The organism is Leisingera sp. S232 (assembly GCF_049800895.1).
In the GTDB taxonomy this organism is placed as follows: Bacteria; Pseudomonadota; Alphaproteobacteria; order Rhodobacterales; family Rhodobacteraceae; genus Leisingera.
The window spans coordinates 33,856-49,914 of record NZ_JBNAFX010000002.1; the positions used below are offsets into that span (position 1 = coordinate 33,856).

13 protein-coding genes and 1 tRNA gene are annotated in these 16,059 nt (G+C 60.7%); 7 read left to right on the plus strand and 7 right to left on the minus strand.

Annotation, left to right across the window (positions count from 1 at the left end; translation table 11 throughout):
• Positions 1-13: 13 nt before the first annotated feature.
• The 3 genes from gltB to ACP151_RS01715 form a co-directional block, all read right to left on the minus strand.
• Positions 14-4,546, minus strand: coding sequence for a glutamate synthase large subunit (gene gltB / locus ACP151_RS01705; RefSeq protein ID WP_424977105.1), 4,533 nt, complete (start codon positions 4,544-4,546; stop codon positions 14-16).
• Complete coding sequence (locus ACP151_RS01710; protein WP_424977106.1) at positions 4,543-4,977, minus strand: GFA family protein; 435 nt, start codon at positions 4,975-4,977, stop codon at positions 4,543-4,545. Before ACP151_RS01710 ends, gltB begins: the two co-directional genes overlap by 4 nt.
• A gap of 110 nt (positions 4,978-5,087) precedes the next feature.
• Positions 5,088-6,527: an NAD(P)-dependent oxidoreductase gene (locus ACP151_RS01715; protein WP_424977107.1), complete on the minus strand. Its 1,440-nt coding sequence runs from the start codon at positions 6,525-6,527 to the stop codon at positions 5,088-5,090.
• Between the two features lie 241 nt (positions 6,528-6,768).
• Here ACP151_RS01715 and ACP151_RS01720 point away from each other — a divergent pair, with 241 nt between their 5' ends.
• Entirely contained in the window at positions 6,769-7,575 is an 807-nt protein-coding gene (locus ACP151_RS01720; RefSeq protein ID WP_424977108.1) for an undecaprenyl-diphosphate phosphatase, read from the plus strand.
• A gap of 63 nt (positions 7,576-7,638) precedes the next feature.
• On the opposite strand, the gene ACP151_RS01725 is transcribed toward ACP151_RS01720, so the two are convergent.
• A complete protein-coding gene (locus tag ACP151_RS01725) occupies positions 7,639-8,631 on the minus strand; it encodes a complex I NDUFA9 subunit family protein (protein WP_424977109.1) in 993 nt (330 codons plus the stop codon).
• A 209-nt stretch (positions 8,632-8,840) separates the two neighbouring features.
• Between ACP151_RS01725 and ACP151_RS01730 the strand changes: the two genes are divergently transcribed.
• Positions 8,841-8,927: transfer RNA gene (locus tag ACP151_RS01730), tRNA-Leu, on the plus strand.
• Positions 8,928-9,075: 148 nt separating this feature from the next.
• On the opposite strand, the gene ACP151_RS01735 is transcribed toward ACP151_RS01730, so the two are convergent.
• From ACP151_RS01735 to ACP151_RS01745, 3 genes are read right to left on the minus strand one after another with little or no spacing between them, the layout of a single operon-like run.
• Positions 9,076-10,551: a heme biosynthesis protein HemY gene (locus ACP151_RS01735; RefSeq protein ID WP_424977110.1), complete on the minus strand. Its 1,476-nt coding sequence runs from the start codon at positions 10,549-10,551 to the stop codon at positions 9,076-9,078.
• Between the two features lie 10 nt (positions 10,552-10,561).
• Positions 10,562-11,803 carry a hypothetical protein gene (locus ACP151_RS01740; RefSeq protein WP_424977112.1) on the minus strand — a complete coding sequence of 414 codons (1,242 nt, stop codon included), beginning with the start codon at positions 11,801-11,803 and terminating at the stop codon, positions 10,562-10,564.
• 51 nt (positions 11,804-11,854) lie between these two features.
• Positions 11,855-12,580, minus strand: a complete 726-nt coding sequence (locus ACP151_RS01745; protein ID WP_424977113.1) for a uroporphyrinogen-III synthase — start codon at positions 12,578-12,580, stop codon at positions 11,855-11,857.
• Between the two features lie 74 nt (positions 12,581-12,654).
• Here ACP151_RS01745 and tsaD point away from each other — a divergent pair, with 74 nt between their 5' ends.
• The 5 genes from tsaD to ACP151_RS01770 are packed head-to-tail and all read left to right on the plus strand — an operon-like array spanning position 12,655 to position 15,849.
• Positions 12,655-13,752 carry a tRNA (adenosine(37)-N6)-threonylcarbamoyltransferase complex transferase subunit TsaD gene (gene tsaD, locus ACP151_RS01750; protein ID WP_424977114.1) on the plus strand — a complete coding sequence of 366 codons (1,098 nt, stop codon included), beginning with the start codon at positions 12,655-12,657 and terminating at the stop codon, positions 13,750-13,752.
• Positions 13,749-14,711: an NAD(P)H-dependent glycerol-3-phosphate dehydrogenase gene (locus ACP151_RS01755; protein WP_424977115.1), complete on the plus strand. Its 963-nt coding sequence runs from the start codon at positions 13,749-13,751 to the stop codon at positions 14,709-14,711. The genes tsaD and ACP151_RS01755 overlap by 4 nt, the downstream gene beginning before the upstream one ends.
• A gap of 1 nt (position 14,712) precedes the next feature.
• Positions 14,713-14,985 carry a YciI family protein gene (locus ACP151_RS01760; RefSeq protein WP_424977116.1) on the plus strand — a complete coding sequence of 91 codons (273 nt, stop codon included), beginning with the start codon at positions 14,713-14,715 and terminating at the stop codon, positions 14,983-14,985.
• Positions 14,985-15,407, plus strand: coding sequence for an EVE domain-containing protein (locus ACP151_RS01765; RefSeq protein WP_424977117.1), 423 nt, complete (start codon positions 14,985-14,987; stop codon positions 15,405-15,407). The genes ACP151_RS01760 and ACP151_RS01765 overlap by 1 nt, the downstream gene beginning before the upstream one ends.
• A gap of 46 nt (positions 15,408-15,453) precedes the next feature.
• Positions 15,454-15,849: a DUF1761 domain-containing protein gene (locus tag ACP151_RS01770; RefSeq protein ID WP_424977118.1), complete on the plus strand. Its 396-nt coding sequence runs from the start codon at positions 15,454-15,456 to the stop codon at positions 15,847-15,849.
• Positions 15,850-16,059: the final 210 nt, after the last annotated feature.

The following is a 16,059-nucleotide window of genomic DNA, read 5'->3' on the forward strand; positions in this document are numbered from 1 at the left end:
TCTCTAGGCTGGCTTATTCTGCCGGAACAGCTTCCTGTTCCTGCAGCACCGGATGCGGCAGTTTGCCAAGCATCTCCTTTGGGCAGACCTGCAGGAAGTTCGCCTTCTCAACATCCCAGTTCTGCAGGATATCCGCAGCTTTGCGGCTGCCGGTCTCGTTCAGATGGCGAGCAATCAGACCTTTCAGCTCCGCTTCCCAATGGGCCACGGTGACCGGACAGGTCACCAGTGATTCCATGTTCATCACGGTTTCAGCCTTGCGTTCTGGATCATAAAGATAGGCCATGCCGCCGGTCATACCGGCGCCAAAGTTGGCGCCAATCGACCCCAGGATCACCGCAACACCACCGGTCATATACTCGCAGCCATTGGAACCGCAGCCCTCGATCACCACCGATGCACCCGAGTTGCGGACCGCAAAACGTTCGCCCGCACGGCCGGCCGCAAACAGGTAGCCGTCGGTCGCACCATACAGGACCGTATTGCCGATAATGGTGTTCTCGGATGCCATCAACGGGCTGACCTGCGGCGGCCGCACCACGATGGTGCCGCCCGACAGGCCTTTGCCGACATAATCGTTGGCATCGCCTGACACTTCCAGTTTCAAACCCGGTGCGGCAAAGGCGCCCAGCGCCTGACCGGCTGAGCCCTGCAGCTTCACCGTCAGGTGATCCGACTGGAAGGAATTCCGCATGCCAAAGTTGCGCACAATATGGCTCGAGGTGCGAGTGCCAACCGTGCGGTGGGTGTTCTGGACCGCATAGGACAGCTGCATTTTCTCGCCATCCTGCAGGAAGCGGGCCGCGTCGCGCACGATCTCTGCATCCAGCGTGTCCGGCACCTCATTGCGGCCCTTTTCGCGATCATAGACAATATCCGCTGCGCCATCGACGGTGATCAGCAACGGGTTGAGATCCAGATCATCCAGATGCGCAGAGCCGCGCGACACCTGCGCCAGAAGATCGGCGCGCCCAATAACCTCGTCCAGCGACCGCGCACCAATGGAGGCAAGGATTTCCCGCACCTCCTGGGCATAGAAAGTGATCAGGTTCACCACCTTGTCAGCATTGCCGGTGAACTTGCCGCGCAGCGCTTCGTCCTGGGTGCAAACGCCAACCGGGCAGGTGTTGGACTGGCACTGGCGCACCATGATGCAGCCCATGGCGATCAGCGCCGCGGTGCCAATGCCGTATTCCTCGGCACCCAGCATCGCAGCCATGACAATATCGCGCCCAGTGCGCAGACCACCATCGGTCCGCAGCGTCACCCGGTCGCGCAGGTTGTTCATCGCCAGCACCTGATGCGCCTCGGTCAGGCCCATCTCCCACGGCAGGCCCGCATATTTGATCGATGTCGCAGGCGAAGCCCCGGTACCGCCATTGTGGCCTGAGATCAGGATGATGTCGGCCTTTGCTTTGGCCACGCCCGCGGCAATGGTACCAACGCCGGAGGACGCCACCAGCTTCACCGTCACCTTGCAGCGCGGGTTGATCTGTTTCAGGTCATAGATCAACTGCGCCAGATCTTCGATCGAGTAGATATCGTGGTGCGGCGGCGGCGAGATCAGGGTCACACCCTTGGTCGAGTGGCGCAGACGGGCAATCAGGTCGGTGACCTTCATCCCCGGCAGCTGGCCCCCCTCTCCGGGCTTGGCGCCCTGGGCCACCTTGATTTCCAGCTCTTCACACTGGTTCAGGTATTCCGCGGTCACACCGAAACGGCCCGATGCCACTTGCTTGATCTTCGCAGAGGGGTTGTCGCCGTTGGGTTCCGGCACGAAATGCGCCGGGTCTTCACCGCCCTCGCCCGAGTCCGACTTGGCGCCGATCCGGTTCATTGCCACGTTCAGGGTCTTGTGCGCCTCGGGGCTCAGGGCGCCCAGCGACATGCCCGGGGTCACAAACCGCTTGCGGATCGAGGTGATCGATTCCACTTCCTCAATTGGCACGGCATCACCCAGCGGCTTGATATGCAGCAGATCGCGCAGATGGATCGGCGGGTTCGATTGCATCTTGGCAGAATATTGCTTCCACAGCTCAAATGAGGCTCTGTTGCAGGCCATTTGCATCATATGCATGCTGGTGGCCTCCCAGGCGTGGGTCTCACCCGACTTGCGCGCCTTGTAGAAACCACCGATCGGCAGCACGTTTTCCGCGGTGTTCCAAGCCTTGGCGTGGATTTCCTCCGCCTTGGTCTGAATCCCGGTCACACCGATCCCGGAAATACGAGAGGTCATGCCAGGGAAATATTCCGCACACATGGCGCGGGACAGCCCCACCGCCTCAAAATTCAACCCGCCGCGATAGGAAGACACCACCGAAATTCCCATCTTGGCCATGATCTTGAGCAGACCCTGATCAATGGCTTCACGGTAGCGCGCGACGTTTTCGGTCAAAGTTCCGTCCAGCAGGCCGCGCTCAATGCGGTCAGCCAGCGAATCCTCGGCCAGATAGGCGTTCACCACAGTGGCGCCGCAGCCGATCAGCACGGCAAAGTAATGCGGGTCGATACATTCAGCGGAGCGGACATTCAGCGAGCAGAAGGTGCGCAGCCCCTTACGGGTCAAATGCGAATGCACGGCAGAGGTCGCCAGAATCATCGGCATCGCCACTTTGCCTGCCCCAGAGCGCTGGTCGGTCAGCGCGATATGGCCGGCACCGGAGCGCACGGCTTCCTCGGCTTCGGCCCGCACCCGCGCCAGCGCCGCGCTCAGGCTGCCCTGACCAGGTTCAAAGGTACAGTCGATCTCGGCCAATGGCGCATTCATCTGCCCCATCAGCATGTCCCATTGGGTGTTGCCGACAAAGGGGCTTTCCAGCACCAGGATCTCGGTCTGGCTGCTGTCTTCGTCCAGCACGTTCTTCAGGTTGCCGAACCGGGTCTTCAGCGACATCACCCGGAATTCGCGCAGGCTGTCGATTGGCGGGTTGGTCACCTGAGAAAAGTTCTGGCGGAAGAAATGGCTCAGCGGGCGGTACATTTTGGACAGGACCGCCGACGGGGTGTCGTCCCCCATCGAGGCCAGCGATTCCTTGCCGTCCTCAGCCATCGGCGCCAGAATCTGCTCCAGTTCCTCGACGGTATAACCTGCGGCCACCTGGCGACGACGCAGTTCCTCGCCGCTGAACAAGGACTGTTCGGTGGCACTGGCCAGAGTGGTATCCAGATCGTTGATCCGCTTGACCCAGTCACCAAAAGGCAGCGCCTTGGCCAGCTTGTTCTTGATTTTGGTGTCGTTGTACAGTTTGCCCTTCTTCATATCGACAGCCAGCATCTGACCCGGGCCCAGCGCTCCCTTTTCGACCACGGTGGCCTCGTCGATCGGCACCATGCCGGCCTCGGATCCGGCAATCACCAGCCCGTCGCCAGTCACCACATAACGCATCGGGCGCAGACCGTTGCGGTCCAGCCCCGCGCAGACCCAGCGGCCGTCGGTCATGGCCAGCGCCGCAGGACCATCCCAGGGTTCCATCACCGAGTTGCAGTAGGAATACATGTCGCGCCAGGCCTGCGGCAGCTCTACCGCCTGCTTGGACCAGCTTTCCGGCACCAGCATGGTTTTTGCCATCGGGGCCGAACGGCCCGCGCGCACCAGAACTTCGAACACACCGTCCAGCGCAGCCGAGTCCGACGCACCCCCTGGCACGATCGGCTTGATATCCTCGGCATGGTCGCCAAAGGTCGCGCTCGCCATGCGGATTTCATGGCTTTTCATCCAGTTCAGGTTGCCCTTCAGCGTGTTGATCTCGCCGTTATGGGCCAGCATTCGGAACGGCTGCGCCAGCCACCACTGCGGGAAAGTGTTGGTGGAGTAACGCTGGTGATAGATCGCAAAGGCGGACTCAAAGCGATCATCCATCAGGTCCGGGTAGAACACAGCCACCTGTTCTGCCAGCATCATCCCTTTGTAGATGATCGAGCGGCAGGACAGAGATGCGATATACAGGCCTGAAATGGCGGCTGCATTGGCCGCCTTTTCAACCCGGCGGCGGATCACATAAAGTTCCCGCTCAAAGGTTTCCTCGTCCACGCCTTTGGCGTTGGAAATCAGGATCTGCTCGATCTCAGGCCGGGTCGCATTGGCCTTTTCACCCAGACAGGTCACATCCACCGGCACATGGCGCCAGCCATAGATGGAATAGCCCATGCGCAGCACTTCGGTTTCGACTATGGTCCGGCAGCTTTCCTGGGCGCCGAAATCCGTGCGCGGCAGGAACACCTGACCCACTGCCATCAGCTCATCCTGACGCGGTTCGTGGCCGGTACGGCGGATCTGATCATAAAAGAACGGAACCGGGATCTGCACATGGATGCCTGCGCCGTCGCCGGTCATGCCGTCGGCATCCACCGCGCCGCGGTGCCAGATCGCCTTCAGCGCGTCAATGCCGGCCTCAACCACCTTGCGGCTGGCATTGCCGTCAATTGAGACCACAAGACCCACACCACAGGAAGAGTGCTCTTCCGCCTCGGAGTACAGGCCGTTCTCAGCCATCCATTTGCGCTTGGCTTCCTCGGCCCGCACCCAATCGGCATCATATTTGGTCATTGGCTGGTTCCTTCTACGGAGGGGGCAAACATCTCGATCACGTCAGCGCCGGTCAGTTTTCGGCTGTCGCAGTCGAACGCATAGCCCGCTGGCTTTTTGTCGATGTAAAGTTCCAGGCGCAACTCGTTGCCGCCTGCGTTTTCAAACAGGCCCGCCGACATCTGCGTCTGGCCCTTATGTTCTCCTGCGGTCATCCGGTACCACAGCGCCGATCCGCATTTTCCGCAAAACGCGCGCTCCGCCCAGCCCGAGGACTCATAGGTCTGCACTGGCCCAAGTGCCGCATAACCGCTGGCAGCCTGAAAGCTGAGGTATGGGCCACTGGCCCACCGCTGGCACATTTCGCAATGGCAGGCGGAAATAGACGCGCGCGCAGGCGTGGCGGTGACCGTCACCGCGCCGCATATGCATTGTCCCTGCAATTCGCTCATATCCATTGTCCTTCTGCTGGCTGGGTCAGCAATGCTGACCTTGCTGCGGAGTTTTTCGCTGCTCCGCCGGCGCACAGAGGCTGCACAGGCGGCGTACGGACGGTACTGCCTTATTCTGCGGCCACCGCGGCCTTGGCGTTGAATTTCTCCAGGATCGCCTCGGCACAGTCGCGGCCGTCCTTGATCGCCCAGACCACCAGCGAGGCGCCGCGCACGATGTCGCCCACCGCATAGACACCGTCCAACTCAGTGGCGCCAGTTTTGAACGCAGTCTTGACGGTTCCCCAGCGGGTCACCGGCAGCTCCGGCTGGTTCCACAGGGTCGGCAGCTCCTCCGGCTCAAAGCCCAGCGCCTTGATCACCAGATCCGCCTCTTCCACATAATCCGCGCCTTCAATCACTTCCGGCGCCTGACGGCCCGAGGCATCCGGCTGGCCCAGGCGCATCTTCTGCACCATCACGCCGGACACTTTGCCGCCCTCGTCCGTAAAGCCCTTGGGCGCCGACAGCCATTCAAAGATCACGCCTTCTTCCTCGGCGTTCTGTGTCTCGCGCTGGGAACCCGGCATGTTGGCGCGGTCGCGGCGGTACAGGCATTTCACGCTGGTCGCGCCCTGTCGGATCGAAGTGCGCACACAGTCCATCGCCGTATCACCGCCGCCAATCACCACAACCTTCTTGCCTTCGGCATTCAGATCACCGCTGTCGAATTCGGCAACATCATCGCCAAAGCTTTTCTTGTTAGAGGCACACAGGAAGTCGATTGCCTTGACGATACCTTCGGACCCGCTGCCCGGCATGGCCAGATCACGCGATTTGTAAACGCCGGTGGCAATGATCACCGCGTCATGCTTGCCGCGGATTTCTTCGAACGAGATGTCCTCGCCAACGTTGCAGTTCAGCACAAAGCTGACGCCACCGTCAGCCAGCAGCTTGTTGCGGCGCTCAACCACGTCCTTTTCCAGCTTGAAGCTGGGGATGCCGTACATCAGCAACCCACCGGCGCGGTCGTAACGGTCATAAACGGTGACCTGCACGCCGGCCTTGCGCAGCATGTCCGCCGCCGCCAGACCGCCGGGGCCTGCGCCGATAACGCCAACACTCTCGCTGCGTTCGGTCAGCGGAGCTGCCGGTTTCACCCAGCCGTTTTCCCAGGCGGTGTCGGTGATGTATTTTTCAACCGAACCAATGGTCACTGTGCCGTGGCCAGACTGTTCAATCACGCAGTTGCCTTCGCACAGGCGATCCTGCGGGCAGATACGGCCACAGATTTCCGGGAAAGTATTGGTGGCCTGACTGGTGGCATAAGCCTCTTCCAGACGACCGGTTGCAGTCAGACGCAGCCAATCAGGAATGTTGTTGTGCAGCGGGCAGTGGCTCTGGCAGTAGGGCACACCGCACTGGCTGCAGCGGCTGGCTTGCTCTGCGGCCTTGGCGGCAGCGTACTCTGCGTAGATCTCATTGAAGTCTTCTTTGCGTACACTCGCGTCACGCTTTTGGGGCATGTCGCGTTCGATCTGCACGAATTTCAGCATCGGTTGCTTGGCCACGGGCTGGACTCCATCGTTTGTCTGGCTGCGCTGGCACCTCTTCAGGCGCTGGTACGCTTTACGTCAATATTGCTGACCCATTTTGCCAGCACTTGATTTCTGATACCGTGTTTCGTGGAAATGTACAGGATTTTTAGGTCCATGTCGGACCTTAATAACCGCTTCCCAAACGAGAGACGGGATTTATACAGAGTCGCGACAGTTTACGGCCCATCCGCGGCCAGCAAAGGATGATTTCAGCATGCCGATTTTCCAGCTGATCCTGATTGCATTGATCCAAGGCATCACCGAATTTTTGCCTGTTTCCTCCTCTGGCCACCTGATTCTGTTGCCAGGACTCACAGGGCTGGAGGACCAGGGCCAGGTCATTGATGTGGCGGTGCATGTGGGCACATTGGCAGCGGTGATGATCTACTTCTGGGGCGATGTCCGCGATGGCCTTGCCGGTCTCCCCCGCGCCTTGACCGGGCGCATGGACACGCCGGGTTCGCGGCTCGCCATGGGTCTGATTGTGGCGACCATCCCCACAGTTCTGTTTGGCGCAGTGCTGCATTTCACTGGGCTCAGCCATGCGCTGCGCTCGATAACCGTCATCGGCTGGACCATGCTGGGATTCGGATTGGTGCTATACTGGGCCGATCAGAAAGGTGCAGAGGCCAAAAAGGCAGAGGACTGGGGCCTGCGCGACGCGCTGGTCATGGGGCTGTGGCAGATGCTGGCGCTGATCCCCGGCACCTCACGCTCTGGCATCACCATCACCGGCGCCCGGCAACTGGGCTACACCCGCGCGGATGGCGCCCGTATTGCCATGCTGATGTCTATCCCGACCATCATCGCCTCTGGCGTGCTGCTGGGGGCGGAAGTTGCACTGGAGGCCAACACCGCCCTGCTGCGCGACGCAGGTATTGCAGCGGTTCTGGCAATGCTGTCCGCCCTGGCGGCCCTCAGCCTGATGATGAGGCTGCTGCGTTCCGTCAGCTTCACGCCTTATGTGGTCTACAGAGTGTTCCTGGGCGTGATCCTGCTTACCATTGCCTACAGCAGTTGATCCCGAAAAGACAAAGCGCGGTGGCAACCACCGCGCTTTCGACCATCGGAAAAGCGATCCCGATCAGACACCATTCTTACGGAGATTGCGCGCCGAACTGGTCATTTCGTCGTACTGGCCCGACGGACGGAACTTCCACAAGTAATCCGGCAGCACAGAGCCAACCGTCACCGGCTCGATGCCGAGATCCGCAAAGCCCTTGGCGCCCTCAGACGCCACGTTGTCCGACTTCAGGCTTTTCAGCTGATCGCGGGTCAGCATCTTATTCTCAATCAGCTGGAAGCTGGCGAATTGCAGCACGTCGAAACCAAAGGCCACCAGCTTGGCGATAAACCCCGGCAGCGACAGGATGACACGGCGGCGGTGGATCACCTCAAGCATCTGCGCCATCAGCGCGCGGAAGGTTTTGACCTCCGGACCGCCCAGCTCATAAATGCCAGCCTCTGCCTCACTCACGGCCGCTTTGACCGCAGCCTTGGCAACATCATCGGCAAACACCGGCTGGAACTTCGTGCTGCCTGCCGCAATCGGCAGGACCGGTGACAGGCGGGTCATGCCGGCAAAACGGTTGAAGAAACCGTCCTCTGCTCCGAAAATCACTGACGGGCGCAGGATCACCGCAGCAGGGAAATGCTGCTGCACGGAGGCCTCACCCGCGGCCTTGGTGCGAGAATACTCACTGTCTGCCTCTGGATCAGCGCCAATGGCCGAGACATGCACCAGGCTGGCCACACCCAGATCAGCGGCGATGCGGGCGATCCGGCCTGCACCCTCTGCATGGATGGCGCCAAACGTGTTTTTGCCCAGCTCATTCAGAACACCAACGCAGTTGACCACCGCATCCGCCCCCTGCATCACCGATGCGACCGACACGTCGTCGCGGATGTTGCAGAAAACCGGCTCCACCTGGCCCGGCACGCCGTAAGGCTTCACATGCATGGCTTCGTTGGGACGGCGTACGGCAACCCGTACCCGCCAGCCTTCCTTGGCCATGCGCCGCGCGATGTAGCGGCCCACAAAACCGGATCCGCCATAGATCGTGACCAGTTTGGACATCTTTTGGCTCCTGAATTTAGCTGCATCTAGCTGTATCGTCGCAACGGGTGTCGGACAAGGCGCAATTGGCCGCTGCAACGGTCCAAGCGGCCTGCCCGCATCAGTTTTTCACCCTGAAGTCCGCCGCGACGCAATCTTGCCCCAAAAAACCTGAAGAATCCGTTTGACGCCCCAAAAGAAGCTGCTTATACGCCGGTCCCACGACACCTGCCCAGGTGGCGGAATTGGTAGACGCGCTAGCTTCAGGTGCTAGTGTCCGTATGGACGTGGAGGTTCGAGTCCTCTCCTGGGCACCATCCCCCTTTTTTTATTCAAGACAATGCCGTGGAAATATGGCTGCGGATCTGTGCCTGCAGGTATTTCCCAACGCTGTCAGAAATGAAAACGGCAGGCGATGCCTGCCGTTCCCAAAATGTCTATCGCTAAGCCTGCAGCAGAACGCCGTCAGTTGGCAGCTTTGAGCTGATCCTGCGGTTCCTCTGCTGCATCTTCTGCAGCTTCCACGATCTCAGCATCTTCAACCGGATCCGAGGTCCTGTCCTCCATTGCGCCGGTGATCAGCGGCAGCATATGGGCGGCAGCGGTACTGGCGACTTCCGGAGTTTCCGGCCGCGTCCAAGACAACGTGTCAAAGCTGGCGCAATGTTCGCAGACCGGCGCCCAATCCGCATGGATGTGGTTGCAGTTGCCGCAGACCCACTGCGGCCCGCGCGGTGCCGTAATCGCCTTGGCCAGCCAGCCCTGCACCACTTTGTCATCAGCTCCTTCGCCACGTTCAATCGCCGCCATCAGCGTCAGCGCACGGGCATCCGGTGCCCGTTCCGCCAGGTCATTCAGCCAGCGGCGGGCTTCGGGAAAATCCTCGGCGACGATGTTCAGTTCAGCCATCACCAGACGGGTTTCATCATCCAGCGGCTTAAGGCGGGCCAGCTGCTCAAACCGTTTGACGCGTCCAGCTGCGGTTTCCTCCGGTTCAATTTCGGCGAACGCATGGGCCAGATCGGGATGTGGCTGGCTTTCCCAGGTTTTCTTCAGCAGCCGCGCCGCCGGGCGTTTCTTGCCCTGGGCGATATAGGCACGGGCCGCCATGGCAGCGGCAGGCACCAGATCCGGTGACAGGCGGTTGGCCTCGATCGCCTGCTCGCGCTGCTCAACCGTTGCACCCTCATCCAGAATACCTTTGGAGGCCGATAGTGCCAACACCGCGTCACGCCGCTTGAACACATCACGCGGCAGGGTTCCAGTTTTGAGCTTGGTCGACAGGGTTTTTCGGGCGCCTGCCCAATCCTCTGCCTGAGCCTGCAGGCGCAGCAGCGTATCCTGCACCTCTTGGTGCTTGGGCCGCAGCGCCAGAGCCTTTTCCGCCAGCTGACGGGCAGTGTCGGTGTCCCCCTCGGACAGCTTCTGTTTCATGATCCCGCGCACGCCGACAAAACGGGTCGGCTGGTTCGCTAGAAGACGCTTATACGCCTCTGCTGCCTTGTGGGTGTCGCCGCTCATCTCAGCTGCCTGAGCCACCAAAAGGTCAGTCAGCTCCGGCTTTTGCAGGTATTTCTCCGCCCGCGCCGCCTTGGCCAGCGCCAGGCGCCCCTCGCCCGAGGCCAGCGCCATCAGCCCGTCAGACAGGGCCTGAAAGCCCTTACGCTCGCGCCCCTTGTCCCAGTAGCGCGACAGGGCTGTCTCATCGCCGTTCAGGAAATGTAGTGTGGCAACCAGCAGCGACAGAAGCTTAAGGAACAGCCAGACACCCACGACCAGCACAGTCAGCGCAAGAACCGATTGCAGCGCACCAAGCGTGTATTCCGTGCCGGCAACGGTGATCTGCACTCCGCCCGCGGTTTCCATCAGGAGACCGGCGCCAAATGCAAGAAGTGCAATGATTGCGACGAATACGAGAATCTTCAACAACGACCAGAGCATGGCGGCTTCCTTATTTGGCTTGCAGGCTGTGAGCCAGTTCAGCGGCAGCCGTCACAGCAGCCACCCGCGCATTTGCCGCAGCTTCCCAATCGGAAAGAGCAGCACGGGCCGCTTCAGGCAAAACAGACAATTCGTTCAAGGCGTCCTGCAGCTTGCCGACGGACACTGCGGCCTCGGCCCGAGACAATACCGCATCCGGGCTATCGCCCTCTTGTGGTGTCACCGAGCGCGCGCCCAGATGCCGGTTCACATAGTCCAGCAGGCCGCCGCTTCCCTTGGATTCTTCGCGGGCAGCAGCCAGCGCGTCCCGCGCGGCCGGGGCAAAGCCATCACGCAGAGCTGAAATACTGGCGACACCGCCATCGGCCAGACCGGACAGGGCTGCGGGCACTTCCACGCCCAGGCGCAACAGCGTCTGAATATTGGCTGCATAGCTGTTGCCGCTGTCCAAGGCGGACCGCAGTTGCGCCAGCTGGGTCTGCGCACTGGCAACCCGGGCCGCCTCAGCACTGGCAGCATCCATCGCCTGAGCCTCAGTCAGCATCTGTTCGACTTCCAAACGCTGCACCGCAAGACTGTCCTGCAATTTGGCCAGTTCCGCTTCAAACGCCGCCACCACCTCGGGAGAGGCCCCCTCCAGCGGCCGGGTTTCCAATGCGGACATGCGGGCCGCCAGCGCATCCAGATCCGCACGCAAAGCTGCGTCCGGGGCCTGGGCGGACTTCAACGGTTCAATTTCGGCGGTCAATGCATCAATACGGGTGGTCAGCTGCGCAAGATCAGATGCCTGATTGGCCTCAATCTGCTGTTGGAGCCCCTTTAGGTCCGACTGGCCAGATTCCAAAGCTGCCAATTTCGCGCTGTTCTCCTGCACTGACGGCGGCAGACTGCTGCTAAGCCAACCGCTCTGGCCCGCCACAAAGCCGACGGCGGCGGCAACAAAACCGCCCAGAACTGCAGCGCCGAAGCCGCCGCGTTTTTCCACAACGCGCTCAATTTCCTGAGGAGCATCCGCCAGGGCATCCGGTTCGCCGGAATATGTTTCGAAGGACGTTCCCTCGGTCTCGGTCTCGGTCTCGGTCTCGGTCTCGGTCTCGGAAACCGAGGATTCTACCGTCTCAGAGTCGTCAACAGAATCAACGCCGGTTTCATCCGCCAAATCCTGTTCAGCAGTCTCGGTCGTGTCCTCAACCGGCATGGGATCGCCGGGGCCGGGTTCAATCACGTCTTCCGGATTTTTCTTGTCAGCCACGCTGGCCTCCCCCTCGATTCCTAAAATACATTCCTGCGAACACGCTGGACACTACTCTGCGCGCCAGTCACCCTCAAGCCGGGACAGCTGCGCTGCGGCATCAAGGACAGCCTCTGTCATTGCTGCTGCATCCGGCGCCTTACTTACGCGCAACGCCTTGCAATTCAATCCTGACAGCGGCTCTGCCACTGCCGGGCTCAGCGCAATCAGATGCAAATGCGAAGCATCCCCGCACAGATTGGCAAAATGGCGCGCGGTTCTGGGTGAGAACAGTGGCACAATCACATCATTTTGCGCAGAAAGCACGGCCTGCGCCTCCTCCGTTAGCGGCAGAAGCACCTGATCATACACGATTTGCGCGCGGCAAGGGATACCTGCGCTGCTCAGCCGCGCTGCTATTTCGCCGCGGGTAAAGGCACCGCGCAAATGTAAAAGCTGTCCCTGTGGCGGCTGTTTCTGCAGTGCTACGATCAGCGTCTCTGCTGTTTCTCCAAGACACTTCGCCTGCCAGCCCGCCTTTGCGGCAGCCTGCGACGTGCGCTGCCCAACACAAAAGGCAGGCAGCCGTGTTACAGTTTCACGTGAAGCGGCATCAACACCATTGAGCGAAGTAAAAATCACGCCCTTCACGCCTTGCAATTCGATAGGCCCCGTCACTGGCCGGATCTCCATCAAAGGCGCATAGATGATTTGCAGCCCGGCGCGCGCAGCCGCAGGAAGGCCGTCGGCAAACCGTTCTGCCCCCGCCAGCGGGCGTGTCATCAGCAAAGGCACCATGGACCGGCTCCTGGGATTGTTTGCACCCCGCTTCGGTGGTAGCCCCGGCAGCAGTTTGATGCAACGGTAAGGCCATGACAAAGACCCTGACCATTCTGGGGCTGGAGAGCAGCTGCGACGACACCGCCGCCGCCGTAGTGCGGCAGACCGAAGGCGTACAGCCCGAGGTCTTGTCTTCGGTTGTGTTCGGCCAGACTGAGCTGCACAGCGCCTTTGGCGGCGTGGTGCCGGAAATCGCTGCCCGCGCTCATGCTGAAAAACTGGATATCTGCGTGCGTGATGCGCTGGCCGAGGCCGGGCTGGCGCTGAAGGACATGGATGCGGTTGCCGTAACGGCCGGTCCCGGCCTGATCGGCGGTGTGATGTCTGGCGTTATGTGTGCCAAAGGGATTGCAGCTGCCACCGGCCTGCCGCTGGTCGGTGTCAACCATCTGGCGGGCCATGCGCTGACCCCGCGGCTGACCGACAGCATAGCCTATCCCTATCTGATGCTGCTGGTGTCTGGCGGCCACTGCCAGTATTTGCTGGTGCGCGGCCCTGAAGATTTCACCCGGCTGGGCGGCACCATTGACGACGCCCCCGGCGAAGCCTTTGACAAAACCGCCCGTCTGCTGGGCCTGCCGCAGCCCGGGGGGCCATCTGTGCAGGCCGAGGCAGAACTCGGCGACCCCAAGCACTTTCGCTTTCCACGCCCCTTGCTGGACCGACCGGATTGCAACCTGTCGTTTTCCGGGCTGAAAACCGCATTGATGCGGATGCGGGATCAAATCGCTGCGGAAAAAGGCGGGCTGACCCGTCAGGACCGCGCCAATCTCTGTGCCGGATTTCAGGCTGCCATTGTGGACACGCTGGCCGAAAAGACCCGCCGCGCAATCCGCCTTTACCTGGCAGAGCAGCCTGCGCAACCAACTGTCGCCGTGGCAGGCGGTGTTGCAGCAAATACCGCTATTCGAGCCGCATTAGAGACGGTCTGCGCCGAGGCGGGCGCCGCTTTTACCGCGCCGCCGCTGCGGCTGTGCACCGACAACGCCGCGATGATCGCCTATGCAGGGCTTGAGCGGTTCAAGGCCGGTGCGCGCGACGGGCTGGACCTGACTGCCCGCCCGCGCTGGCCGCTGGACCAGAGCAGCCCGGCATTGATCGGATCCGGCCGCAAGGGAGCCAAGGCATGAGCATTTCAGTACTGGGATCGGGTGCCTTTGGCACCGCTTTGGCGATATCCCTGGCCGGTAACGGGCCGGTCACCCTATGGGCGCGCAATGCGATAAAGGCCCAGTCGATGCAGGACAGCCGTCGCAACGGCACCCGACTGCCTGGTGTGGTGCTGCCGGAGACTCTGACGATCTCTGCAGATATTGCGCAAGCCTGCACATCTGACGTGCTGCTGCTGGCCGTGCCGATGCAGACTTTGCGCGGGGTGCTGGAAGACCATCAGGCGCATCTGACCGGCAAAACCCTTGTTGCCTGCTGCAAGGGAATTGAGCTGGACTCTGGGCTTGGCCCTGTCACTGTCATCCGCGAAGTCATACCCGAAGCGTCGGCTGCATTGCTGACCGGACCAAGCTTTGCTGCCGATATCGCCCGTGGCCTGCCCACTGCGCTGACGCTGGCCTGCAGCGATGCGGGACATTGCGAACAGCTTCAGGAACAGCTGACCACCGCCAACTTGCGGCTCTACCGCACAACCGACACCATTGGCGCGGAAGTTGGCGGGGCATTGAAGAATGTGATGGCAATTGCTTGCGGCGCAGTGATTGGTGCCGGGCTGGGTGACAGTGCCCGCGCTGCATTGATGACCCGCGGCTATGCCGAGATGCAGCGCATGGCGCTGGCAAGCGGCGCTAAGGCGGAAACCCTGGCCGGGCTTTCTGGGTTCGGCGATCTGGCATTGACTTGTACCTCGGATCTGTCCCGCAACTACCGGCTGGGCCTGTCCGTCGGCCGGGGAGAGACGTTTGACCCAAGCATCACGGTGGAAGGCGCCGCCACCGCACGGGCCGTCGCAGAACAGGCGCAGAGGATGGGTCTGGATATGCCAGTCACGCTCACAGTAACCAATTTGATAGATCAGCGCTTGACGATCAGTGAAGCAGTGGCACATTTGCTTAAAAGACCACTAAAAGAGGAATAAAATGCTGATCGCATTGATAGCTCGCGACAAAGCCGGCGCCCTGCAGACCCGTCTCGACAACCGCGACGCGCATCTGGCCTATATTAACGACACCGGTGTTGTGGCACAGGCCGGCCCGCTGTTGGACCAGAATGGCAATATGGTCGGCTCTTTGGTTATTCTGGACGTTGAAGACATGGCAGCGGGCCAAGCCTGGGCGGACAACGACCCCTATAACAAGGCTGGCCTATTTGAAGCTGTCGAACTGATCACCTGGAAGAAGGTCATCGGCTGATGCGCTACTGGCTGTTCAAATCCGAACCCTCCACCTGGAGCTGGAATAACCAGGTCTCCAAAGGCGAGACGGGTGAGGAATGGGACGGCGTGCGCAACTACCAGGCGCGCAACTTCATGCGCGACATGAAAATCGGCGACCGCGGATTTTTCTATCACTCTCAAAAAGAAAAATCCGTGGTCGGCATCATCGAGATCTGCGCCGAGGCGCATCCTGACAGCACCACCGAGGACACACGCTGGGAATGCGTGGATATCAAGGCGGTGCGCCCATTTGCCAAAGCCGTGAGCCTGGATCAGATCAAAACTGATCCGCGGCTGGAGGATATGGTGCTGGTCAAGAACTCCCGCCTGTCGGTACAGCCGGTGAGCGACGCCGAATGGGCCGCCATCTGCGCGCTGGGAGAGACAGATCCGGGCTGACCTGGCAATCTCCGCCCAAGTGGCCGAAATTGTTGAGGAGAGCGTCATGGAATTTTTGAGTGTATTTGCAGCAGCTGCGACGGCTTTTGTTTTGGGCGCTGTGTATTATGGCGCTCTGGCAAAGCCCTGGGTTAAGGCTTCGGGTATCGAATGCGACGAGACCGGCAAGCCGAAAGGCGGTCAAAGCCCGGCGATCTTTGCCATGGCCTTTGTCTTGCAGCTGATTGTGGTCGGTATGATGCGCCACGTGTTCACCCTGTCCGGAATTGAAACGCTGATGGCCGGGCTGGTCGGCGGCGCGGGTATTGGCCTGTTTTTCATCAGCCCCTGGATCGCCCTGAACAACATGTACGGAATGCGACCGGTCAAACTGACACTGATTGACGGTGGATACGCCACTGTGGCCTGCGCTGCTGCGGGCCTGGTTATGGCTCTGTTTTGAGGAAGCAGGCCGCTGAATTGAAAAAGGGAAGGACCTGAGGACATTCAGGACCTTCCCTTCCACCCCGCGTGCTCCACTATCCACCACACGCGTTTGAAAATCTGGTACCTGGCCGTCCTGGCCGGTTTCTTATGTGTAGCCCTTTTGGACACGATTCCGCAAATCAATAACCCTGACAATGCGAGCTAAATCAGCGACGCTGAAAACCGA

Bases quoted from the DNA above. Each gene is read 5' to 3' on its own strand.
- gltB (WP_424977105.1), bottom strand. From the start codon at position 4,546: ATGACCAAATATGATGCCGATTGGGTGCGGGCCGAGGAAGCCAAGCGC.
- ACP151_RS01710 (WP_424977106.1), bottom strand. From the start codon at position 4,977: ATGAGCGAATTGCAGGGACAATGCATATGCGGCGCGGTGACGGTCACC.
- ACP151_RS01720 (WP_424977108.1), top strand. From the start codon at position 6,769: ATGCCGATTTTCCAGCTGATCCTGATTGCATTGATCCAAGGCATCACC.
- ACP151_RS01725 (WP_424977109.1), bottom strand. From the start codon at position 8,631: ATGTCCAAACTGGTCACGATCTATGGCGGATCCGGTTTTGTGGGCCGC.
- ACP151_RS01735 (WP_424977110.1), bottom strand. From the start codon at position 10,551: ATGCTCTGGTCGTTGTTGAAGATTCTCGTATTCGTCGCAATCATTGCA.
- ACP151_RS01745 (WP_424977113.1), bottom strand. From the start codon at position 12,580: ATGGTGCCTTTGCTGATGACACGCCCGCTGGCGGGGGCAGAACGGTTT.
- tsaD (WP_424977114.1), top strand. From the start codon at position 12,655: ATGACAAAGACCCTGACCATTCTGGGGCTGGAGAGCAGCTGCGACGAC.
- ACP151_RS01755 (WP_424977115.1), top strand. From the start codon at position 13,749: ATGAGCATTTCAGTACTGGGATCGGGTGCCTTTGGCACCGCTTTGGCG.
- ACP151_RS01760 (WP_424977116.1), top strand. From the start codon at position 14,713: ATGCTGATCGCATTGATAGCTCGCGACAAAGCCGGCGCCCTGCAGACC.
- ACP151_RS01765 (WP_424977117.1), top strand. From the start codon at position 14,985: ATGCGCTACTGGCTGTTCAAATCCGAACCCTCCACCTGGAGCTGGAAT.
- ACP151_RS01770 (WP_424977118.1), top strand. From the start codon at position 15,454: ATGGAATTTTTGAGTGTATTTGCAGCAGCTGCGACGGCTTTTGTTTTG.